This is a genomic window from Shimia sagamensis, from assembly GCF_900182745.1.
GTDB classification, from domain to species: domain Bacteria; phylum Pseudomonadota; class Alphaproteobacteria; order Rhodobacterales; family Rhodobacteraceae; genus Shimia; species Shimia sagamensis.
The window spans coordinates 112,738-122,823 of sequence record NZ_FXTY01000010.1; the positions used below are offsets into that span (position 1 = coordinate 112,738).

Sequence of the window (10,086 nt, forward strand, 5' to 3'; positions counted from 1 at the left end):
GGGTATAGGTCCGTGCGGGCAAGCGAGTTGCCATTCAAAACCTGTCCGGTGAGTTGTCGGCCGTTTTCGTGGATTGGGAAATGGCCACGATCATGGAGCGACGTACGGTATTGTTCCGAGCGCTGTCGCAGGTCGCGCAAGGTGAGGTCGGGATGACGCGCCGCGCACTTGTCATAGGGGCCTCTGGTGGGATTGGCACGGCGCTTTCCGCGGCTCTCGCAACATATGGTTCCGAGGTGACGCGGCTGTCGCGCGCAGGCGACGGATTGGATCTAACTGATCCCACCAGCGTCGAGAGGGCCATGAGCGTGTTGCGAGGACCTTTCGACACGGTCTTGATTGCCAGCGGAATTCTGGCCCCAGAGGGCGCACGCCCCGAGAAGTCGCTTGCAGAGATTGACGCAGAAAACTTAGCGCGCGTCTTGGCGGTGAATGCCATTGGCCCTGCGTTGGTTTTGAAACACCTGCCTCGGCTTTTGCCGCAAGACGCACAATGCGTGGTGGGAGTTCTCACTGCCCGTGTCGGGACGATCGGTGATAACCACCTTGGGGGGTGGTACAGCTACCGCGCGTCCAAGGCTGCAGCCAATCAGATCGTGCGCACGGCGGCTATCGAGATCTCGAGAAAGCGCAAACAGGCCATTGTAGTGTCTTTGCATCCGGGCACCGTAGAGACGCCCTTCTCCAAGGCTTACTCTGGGCATGCAAAAGTGACGCCAAACGAGGCGGCCGCAAACCTTGTTGCGGTTCTTGATCAGCTGACTCCAGCCGACAACGGTGGCTTTTTCGATTGGGCGGGGAAACCCGTCCCATGGTGAAGCCGCGTCTCATCCTGGTGCTTGGTGATCAACTCAGCACTGACATCTCTTCGCTGCGAATGGCTGATAAAGAACGTGACGTGGTTATCATGGCCGAAGTCATGACCGAGGCCACGTACGTCCCGCATCATCCCAAGAAAATCGCGCTGGTTCTGGCCGCGATGCGCAGATTTGCGATGGCCCTGAGAGAAGACGGCTGGACAGTCGCCTATAGCAGGCTCGACGATGAGGCCAACACAGGCTCAATTCCCGGAGAGCTTGTCCGCCGTGCTTCGGAGTTTGCTGTCGAGGAAGTTATCGCCACGACGCCCGGAGAATGGCGGCTGATCGCCGCGCTGAACGATCTGCCACTCGTCATGCGCCAGCTACCCGATGACCGCTTTGTCACTTCGCCCAAGGATTTCGCCGACTGGGCAAAAGGCCGCAAGCACCTTCGAATGGAGTGGTTCTATCGGGATGTCCGCCGCAAGACAGGATTGCTGATGGACGGAAACGCACCAGCCGGTGGCAAATGGAACTATGACAACCAGAACCGCAAGCCTGCACCAGAAGACGCCCGCCCTCCTAAACCGCCTGGTTTTCCACCCGACGCTGTTGTTGCCGAGGTGCTTGACCTCGTCAAGGATCGTTTCGCAGGGAATTTCGGGCAATTGCACCCCTTCGAGTTCGCGACGGATCGGGAACAGGCACTTGAGGTTCTGGACCACTTCATATCCCATACTCTTCCGTCATTTGGTGACTATCAGGACGCCATGGTCATGGGCGACCCGTGGCTTTGGCATGCGGTCATCTCGCCATATCTCAACCTTGGTCTTTTGCTTCCAATGGAAGTTTGCCTGCGGGCCGAGGCGGCCTGGCGTGCAGGTAAGGCACCTCTGAATGCGGCCGAAGGATTCATCAGGCAGATAATTGGATGGCGCGAATATGTGCGGGGCATCTACTTTTTCGAAGGCCCGGACTACACGTCCCGAAATATGCTCGACCACAGTCGTCCGCTTCCTGCTTTCTTCTGGGGGAGCGAAACACACATGCACTGTGTTGACGAGGTTGTGGGGCAGACCCGGGAACACGGCTACGCGCACCACATCCAAAGACTGATGGTTATTGGCAATTTTGCCCTGCTTGCCGGCCTTGATCCCGGGGAGGTGCACGAATGGTATCTTTCCGTATATGTCGATGCGTTCGAATGGGTCGAAGCGCCCAACACTATTGGGATGAGCCAGTACGCAGACGACGGGTTGGTCGCATCCAAGCCGTATGTTTCATCGGGCAACTACATTTCCAAGATGTCCGACTATTGTACGGGCTGCCAGTATGACGTTAGGACCAAGACGGGCGCGCGGGCTTGCCCTTTCAATCTTCTCTACTGGCACTTCATCGAACGCCATCGGGACCGATTTCTAAACAATCCGAGGATGGCCGTTATTTATCGGAGTTGGGACAAGCGCGACGTAGGCCAACGAAAAAAAATAGTTGATGACGCGACGGATTGGCTGGCTCGGTTGGACACGGGTGAGATTGTATAAGCACCTGTCGCTCGACGAACTGGTTGCGGAGTGCTTTCTGCATCGCAGCCAAAATCTGTCTGGTAAGCCACGCCGCGGCGAAATCAAGCATCGGTCAGCTACAGCTTAGGGTCGGCTTTTCCGGGACCAATGTCTGTATTCGGTGCTTCGCTGCTCTTTGTGCAAGATGCAGCATCGGTCATTATGGGCTCACAGCTGCCTTGCGGCGGTGCGGCAGCATGTCTGCAGCGAGATCGAGCCAAGCGATGGCTGCCCGATGGCGGCTCTCAGCCCCAAAACGACATTCGCATGAGGCTCAGCACGTGCTCCGCTGCAGGCGCAAAGCTCTAAGGCCGATTTCCCGAAAGTTGCCTTTCAATAGGCAACCGCAGCGGTGCCGGATGCTGCGTGAGTCACCAATGGCAGCGAAGCGCAGGAAGCGGGCTTTGCAAAGTCCGAATATTCACCCAGGAACGCAGTCCAAGACCGCTGCGATGCCGCGTGAGAAGCGGACACTGATGAGAGCTGCGGCGAAGTTTTGGGGCTAGAAGTCAGCAAAACGGACAAGCCCGCCACCGTTACATTCTCAAGTAATGAAGGGAGTACAGCTAAAAGCGGATACGGTCTGCCAGAACATTGCAGCATTGTTGCCGCTCGTTGCGCATTGACCAAATAGCTTCTTGGGAATGGAAGCAGACCTTGGGAGCTAAGCCAAACAACGTTTTTGAGGACTAAGACAGATCTCGAAGCGGGAGGTCGAAATACGAAAACTGCAATATGCTAGCCCCCCATGGAGTCGCACAGTTCAAGGGAGGCGTTTGAGCTAATGCTCTGAACCCGGCAAAGTTAAAGGCCCCAGATCGTTCGAAACAACAGAGCGGTCAAACGTTCAGCGTTGCTGAAAACCGGACGAATGCCTCTAAGTCCAATTGGCGCTTCAAGAGTTGTTTTTCAGCGCGACGGAAGGCAGATCTCCAAATAGCTTCCTGTATTCTCGGGCAAAATCACCCATGTGCCAGAAACCGAAATCGTTTGCGATGTCGACAACATTTCTGTTTCCTTCGTTGTCCATCAAGGCGGTCCTCACCCTGCTCAGGCGCAAATTCAGGTAGTATCTCTTGGGGCCGATACCAAATTCTTCTTTGAAGGCTCGGTCCAATGTCCGCCAAGAGGCAGCGCTCTCGTGACAGATGTCTCCAATCGTCAGATTTTCGGTGTCGTTGGCAGTCATTGCGTCAATTGCCAAGCGTCGTGCTTTCGAGCGCGCAAAAGGAGCCGATTTATCCTCGGAATTTCGCCCGCGGTGTGTCGCTTGAAGCAAGTTGAGAAGCACATCTTCTTCTTGCTCTCGCGACAAAGATTGCCCACCTCCGGCAAAAGACCTGCGTTTGGCATCATGGAGGTTTTCGAGGTATTCACAGTTCCTCACAATGACCGGCTGACTGCCGCCGAATAGTACTTCACTTATAGGAAGGCCAACTTCATCGGCGAGCGCCTCAGAAAATTGATGGCTAATCGAGATGGTCAGGCCACGAAACCTCGTCGTTCCGACACCGTCAAATGGTTTGGTATTGCCAAAGCAAACAAGCTCTGAAGCCGAGAAATCGCAACCGTTCCAAGACTTGATACGGTTGGGTCGAACCAAGCCAACTGAAATGAACCCTTTTGGAGACACCCCTGTCTGATGAACGGCATGGGACATCGAAATGTCCATCAATGTCACATCGTTACCTGAGCGAAAATCCAGTCGAGTCTGCAAAGCACCCGGTTCCGTTTGGCGAAAATCAATGTCCCAATCGGAGATATTGTTGATCATATTTGGATCCGCCAAAACGATCGACGCCGCAGGAGCCCTCGGCTCATGTGGCGAATTTTCGATGCTTCTGTTTTTTGCGCCTCGATACATTACCGGTAATGTAAACTCATCTATGGTTGTTTCGGCAAGTGTCTAGTTCCAATAATAGACCCAACTCTGCCAGCGTGCTTGGTCGCCCTCGGTTCCCAAGGGAAACGGTGAGGTCCGTTCGGACCGTTACTTTCCTCACATCCGCAGAACACACTGAACTCAGCGAACAAGCCAAGAAACAATCCACGTCCATTTCAGCCTACTGTCACGCTTTGATTTTGGACGGTTTGAAAAAACATCGTACTCAAGGGAGGAAATAATGAAACGAAATCTTTCATTAGGAGGCGTCGCACTATCTGTGCTGTTTGGCTCCGCGGCTTTTGCTGAAAATGAGCCAATCGTGCACGACGCGGAATACTACATTCTCGAAGCGCAAAACGGAAAGGTTTGGTCTGTCGAGAACGGTGAGTTGGACCAAAAACTTGCCGAGCTGCGCGAAAAGTTCGGGAGGCCGCCGAACATCGTCCACTACATGTGGGACGACCAGCCGCCAATGGCATTTGGCGATGTCATGTATCAACAGATGCGTGGGTACTCGACGCCAAACCTTAACCAACTAGCTGCCGAAGGCATGCAGTTCTCTCGCATGTATACCGAGCCGGGGTGCACGCCCAGCAGAGCCGCTGTTCTAACCGGGCAAAACGCCATTAGGACAGGTACATGGGAAATCGGATTTCCAATTGAGTATGCGGGCTTGGCCGAAGAAAATGTGACCCTAGCGGAGGTATTGTCTGCGGAAGGTTATGCAACCGGGTTCTTTGGAAAGTTGCACTTGGGCGACATCGAAGAATCTTACCCAAACAATCAGGGTTTCGACGAAGCCCTTTGGGCGGTCTATAACCAAGTGACCAGCCTCTACAACGCTACCGGTGAAGGCGCCAATGCAATTATCGGCATGAAGGAAGAGTTGCTGCTTGATAACCCCTATCAGCGCGACGACTACTTCGTTCAAGACAAAGGATTTGTCTTCTACATGGAGGGAAAGAAGGGTGAACAAGCCGCCGAATGGCGCGACGGTTCACAGGAAGTGCAGGACTACTACGATTTCGACATCGAGAGCCGTGAGCGTGCCATAAATTTTGTACGTGCCAGTGCTGAGGCCGAAAAGCCCTTTTACCTGGCATGGTGGCCCTTGTGGATGTCCTTCATACCGGAGCCTGAAAAAAAGACTCTGCAACGTGGGCTTGTTGGCGAAAACTACCAAAGAGTAATTGAACCAGACATTGCTGTCTTACGGCATACCTTGGAAGAGCTGGGGATTGCTGAAAACACCTTGATCGTTGCCATGGCCGACAATGGCCCAATGACCCACAATCCTCCCTCAGGGGCTGGATTGGGTGAAGGTTTGTTCCGCGGAGGTAAAGGAGATTTCACAGAGGGTGGCGTTCGCGTGCCCGCGGCTGCCCTTTGGCCGGGAGTGATCAATCCAGGACAATACGCGGCAGATATGATCCATGAAACTGATCTGTTTACAACATTTGCGCGCCTAGCCGGAGCAACAGCGCATATTCCGCGTGATCGAATTATTGACGGCATAGACCAGACAGCGTTGTTCTTTAAAGGCGATACTTTTGGTCGCCGAGATCATGTCTTCATTTATCAGGGACCCGACCTTGCTGCGACGGTGAAGGACCACTACAAAATCCATTGGACCTCCAATGACCCAGGCCAGGCGAAGTCAGGGCTGACCGCCGTCTATGACCTATACAATGACCATCGGGAAGTGAATCCGATTGTCGTTGGCGGCTTCCATTTCAAAGAACCGTTCAAAAGAATGCGCGCGCGTCACGAGCTGTGGAAAATGAAGTATCCGGATCGGCATCATAGCCGAGGGCCCGCTTATGGTAACCTTTCCAACGCGCGGCCGGAGACATTGGAGCTTAGCAATCCCCCAGCCGACTTTGAGAACCTGCCGTTTGATCCTTTGGAGTTCATCGAGCACCTGGACCAGCTTCCTTTTGAACTGAGCGAACCAGGATTCGGCGAGTAAGCACCGCCTCAAAATCATTGATGGTGCCCGTTTGAGGACGGGCACCAATGAGTGCGGTACCTTCCAAATTGTGAGAAAACAGATGCATTTTTTCGTTGTCCTATGAAACACCTTGTTTCAGCTTGCGTTGTGGGCCTGCTCTCAACGCCGGTCCTTTCTGAAGAGCGGCCAAATGTTCTTCTCATTGTCGCCGATGATCTCGGCTTTTCGGACCTGGGCGTTACTGGAGCCGCCATTCAAACCCCGATCATTGACGGGCTAGCCTCTGAAGGTGTCTTGTTCACGGAATTTCACGCCGCGCCAAATTGTTCCCCAAGTCGCGGAGCCATGCTTACAGGCGTGAGCTCTCACAAGGCAGGCATGGGGGGCAATGACGGTGCCATTGCGGACAATCAGAATGGCCTGCCGGCATATAGGGGACATCTCGGGGAAAATGTCGTCACTATCGGTGAAGTGCTGAGGGACGCGGGATATCATACGTCAATGGCCGGAAAATGGCATCTGGGCCACGACGAAAGAAATTTGCCGTCCGGACGTGGATTTGAAAAATCCTTCGCACTCATCAATGGCGCCGCAAGCCATTGGGCGGATCAAATACCAATTATTCCAGGCTCCGAAACAACGTATATGGAAAACGACGTTGTAGTAGAGACTCTTCCTTCGGATTTTTACTCTTCGGCGTACTACACCGACAAAGTCATTGGCTTCGTGGATGAAGCCGTGGCGAGCCAAAAGCCGTTTTTTACCTTCCTGTCATTTACGGCGCCACACAATCCGTTGCATGCGCCGGATGCAAATATCCAAATGTACAAAGGGCAGTTTGACGCAGGCTGGGATCAACTCTCCTCAAAGCGGCTTCAAAGGCAAAAGGAGTTAGGCCTAATCGCCAACGGCATACCTGAATCAGAACGACCAAGTTGGGTGTCGTCGTGGGCGTCTTTGACGGAAGATCAAAAAGCCCATCGGGCGCGGGATATGGAAATATATGCCGGAATGATCACCTTTATGGATCATTCCATAGGCCGGTTGCTGACACACCTGAAAAAAACTGGACAGTACGACAACACTCTCATTTTATTTTTGTCTGATAACGGACCGAGCAAGACTTCCATTTTGGATTACGCCTCGCTCGGCAGTGAAGCTGCGGAATTTGTGGATAGTTTTGACAATAGTCTTGAGAACAAGGGGCGCCCCGGATCATCCACCGACATTGGTCCAGGATGGGCCTACGCCAGCGCAACCCCCCTTAGGCTATTCAAGGGATATGTTTCTCAAGGCGGGATTCGTGTCCCTGCAATCATCAAAGCCCCAAATCAGAAATTGGATGTAAGCAAAAAGACTGATGTTCCAGTCCATATTATGGATGTGATGCCAACAATATTGGACTTTACCGGTGCATCATATCCAGGAGCGAGCGCGGTGCAGGGAGTTTCCGAACTGCAAGGACGTTCATTGCATACTCTGCTTACGATCGGCGATGATGACGGCTTTAGTGCCCGACCTATGGCGTGGGAAGCCTACGGAATGGACGCGCTCAGGCAAGGCGATTGGAAAATACTGCGTTTACCGCAACCGTACGGCAATGGAACTTGGCAACTCTATAATGTCAGCCAAGATCCCGGCGAAACTATTGATTTGGCAGCCAAGTTTCCGAACCAGGTCGAAGAGCTTAGCCGTCATTGGCAGCGATACGCGGCTGAAAATGGCGTCGTCCACCCGGATGGCCGTCTGTTTTATGCCGCAGATCCAGGCGTCGGCAAGTTTTAGTCAACGCCTCAATGCGAAATTGTTTTTCTTAATGGAGGAAATACCATGAATTCTTTGACAACTGCAAAGGCTAAGAGCTTGGCTGCTTCGGCCGGCCTCAAGGATGCAATGGAATGCGGAGTTTTAGTCAGAAAGGAGTTGGCCGTATGACGTTGCAAAGCTCGCTTTTAGCGCATTGCTGCCATAGGGGCGGGACGCGGCATCAATTGATGCGGTCTCAACCTGTTGAAGGACTGCTTTCGGGAATAGGGTCGAAACGCTGTGCGCTCGCAGCGGAGCAGTGACCGAGCTTGATGCGAATGTCGTGAAGGGGCTGGGAGTCGACCTCCTGGTACAAATGCTTGTCCAACGAGCGCTTGGCCGGCTTCGACGAGAGGTGCCAATGGCAGCATTGCGCAGGAAGCGACCTTTGCAAAGCCCGCCTTTCGGCCTGGGAACACAGCCTTCGATCGCTGCGATGCCGCGTGAGAAGCGGTCATTGATGAGAGTTGCAGCGAGATTTGGGGGTTGGGGGCAGCGGTGCGGACGAAGCTGACTTTGTTTGATTGCGTTTCTTGGGAGCAGCACTCATCGAGCCTTGACCGCCGGACCAGTTTCAAGAATTACCTAGCTGGTGAGACCAACCAAATATTTGTGAAGGGACGGGTGCAGTGAGCGTAGATGAAGATCACGGCTGGCGTGCCATTATCGGGTCTTCGTCGATCATGTCACTGGCGCTTCTCGGCGATGCATTGCTCTACGCTGTGCTACCCGTCTACGCCTCTGAGTTTGGTCTGACTTTACCTTGGGTCGGCATCATGCTGTCTGCAAACCGGTTCGTTCGTGTCTTTGCATATGGAGCTATTGCCCGCCTTGCTGCCGGATTGGGATTGCGAAAAATGTGCCTCTGCGCCGCAGTCACGGCAACTGTGTCAACTGCAGCCTACGGCGTTCTTGAAGGTCCTGCACTTTTGCTCGGCGCGCGGATACTGTGGGGGTTGACATATGCCAGTTTGGTGCTTGCTACCTTGTCCTACGCGGTGGCGTTTCGTGAAAAAGTCGGCACACGCGTCGGAGTCGGACAGGCCATTCAAAGGGTCGGACCTATTCTTGCATTGTTTGGTGGAGCTTGGCTGGTGGGACAAACCGGACCACAAATGGCATTTGCCGTTCTGGCCATACCAACCGCGCTTGGCATCCTCATCGCATTGCGATTACCTCGCGCCATTTCACCGACCAAGGGCCGCAACCGACCACCAGTATTGGCGCGTCCCAAGCCAATTGATGTGCTTTTCTTCTTGCAGGGCTATGGAGTGGACGGAGTATTCGCCATCACGATTACATTGATCTTTGCTCGGAATGCCGATCTTTCGACTGCAGTAATGGAAGGAAGCGCACTCCTGGCTATGCGCCACTTTGGGGAGGCCATCGCGGCGCCTTTGTTTGGCGCAATCGCTGACAAATTTGGAGCTCGGAGGGTTTTTATAACGGCTGCCGTTCTGACGATGGTCGGGTTCATCTGCGTGGCGGCAGGGGTCACGGTGATTGGTGCACTGGTGATGTTGCTTTTCCGAGGTGCTTTGGCCTCTCTTGGACCTGCAGTCATCGCGGCCGATCTGGATGTGGAGCAGGACGCGATCGGCCCACTTGCCAGAATGCAGGCGTGGCGCGACTTCGGGGCAGCCCTTGGGCCATTGGTTGCTGGCTTTTCACTGGCGTACCTGTCTGCAGAGGCGCAGCATGGAATTGTCGCCTGCGCTTTGGCCTTTGGGATTCTCTATTGGATAGCTGCACACGATTAAAAGTGGAACAAACTCAACTTCCAAGGCCTCTCAAAGCTCCACTTCACTCAACGCCTGTACTATTTGCGAAGACCCGCTTCGGGCTCAAAGCCGACTTGCGGCGCTGCAGCGCTAGATTTTCGTCTTGGACGTGCTGGCGCGGCGACACCGGTTGGCAGGTGTCAGCCCCTTCTACAACATTGGTGCGCAGCGCAGCATGGAGGGCGCCTGAAGCAGGAAGGGCGTATTGTGTTGAAAAACTCTTCTTGATTTGAGGGTCCTTCACTGATTCAATTTGCTTGTGAATGCAGGGGGATTGACGGTGTTGGGACCTAAGCAA

At 53.9% G+C, this 10,086-nt stretch carries 8 protein-coding genes; 6 read left to right on the forward strand and 2 right to left on the reverse strand.

Going from position 1 to position 10,086, the window contains the following annotated elements; all coding sequences use genetic code 11:
• Positions 1-48 precede the first annotated feature (48 nt).
• The 3 genes from QOL67_RS20115 to QOL67_RS20125 are packed head-to-tail and all read left to right on the forward strand — an operon-like array spanning position 49 to position 2,344.
• The gene (locus QOL67_RS20115; protein ID WP_346770618.1) at positions 49-156 is read left to right on the forward strand and encodes a DUF2256 domain-containing protein; all 108 of its coding nucleotides are present in this window, start codon (positions 49-51) and stop codon (positions 154-156) included.
• Positions 153-818 (forward strand): SDR family NAD(P)-dependent oxidoreductase, encoded by a 666-nt coding sequence (locus tag QOL67_RS20120; protein WP_283427784.1) that lies wholly within the window; start codon positions 153-155, stop codon positions 816-818. The genes QOL67_RS20115 and QOL67_RS20120 overlap by 4 nt, the downstream gene beginning before the upstream one ends.
• Positions 812-2,344 carry a cryptochrome/photolyase family protein gene (locus tag QOL67_RS20125; protein WP_283427785.1) on the forward strand — a complete coding sequence of 511 codons (1,533 nt, stop codon included), beginning with the start codon at positions 812-814 and terminating at the stop codon, positions 2,342-2,344. The genes QOL67_RS20120 and QOL67_RS20125 overlap by 7 nt, the downstream gene beginning before the upstream one ends.
• A gap of 916 nt (positions 2,345-3,260) precedes the next feature.
• Here QOL67_RS20125 and QOL67_RS20130 read toward each other — a convergent pair.
• Entirely contained in the window at positions 3,261-4,139 is an 879-nt protein-coding gene (locus QOL67_RS20130; protein WP_283427786.1) for a helix-turn-helix domain-containing protein, read from the reverse strand.
• A 349-nt stretch (positions 4,140-4,488) separates the two neighbouring features.
• On the opposite strand from QOL67_RS20130, the gene QOL67_RS20135 reads away from it, so the two are divergent.
• From QOL67_RS20135 to QOL67_RS20145, 3 genes are all read left to right on the forward strand, one after another.
• The gene (locus QOL67_RS20135) at positions 4,489-6,219 is read left to right on the forward strand and encodes a sulfatase-like hydrolase/transferase (protein WP_283427787.1); all 1,731 of its coding nucleotides are present in this window, start codon (positions 4,489-4,491) and stop codon (positions 6,217-6,219) included.
• A 102-nt stretch (positions 6,220-6,321) separates the two neighbouring features.
• A complete protein-coding gene (locus QOL67_RS20140; protein WP_283427788.1) occupies positions 6,322-7,986 on the forward strand; it encodes an arylsulfatase in 1,665 nt (554 codons plus the stop codon).
• Positions 7,987-8,636: 650 nt separating this feature from the next.
• Complete coding sequence (locus tag QOL67_RS20145) at positions 8,637-9,767, forward strand: MFS transporter (RefSeq protein ID WP_283427789.1); 1,131 nt, start codon at positions 8,637-8,639, stop codon at positions 9,765-9,767.
• Positions 9,768-9,810: 43 nt separating this feature from the next.
• Here QOL67_RS20145 and QOL67_RS20150 read toward each other — a convergent pair.
• A partial coding sequence (locus QOL67_RS20150) for a hypothetical protein (protein ID WP_283427790.1) occupies positions 9,811-10,086 on the reverse strand: 276 nt, incomplete at its 5' end.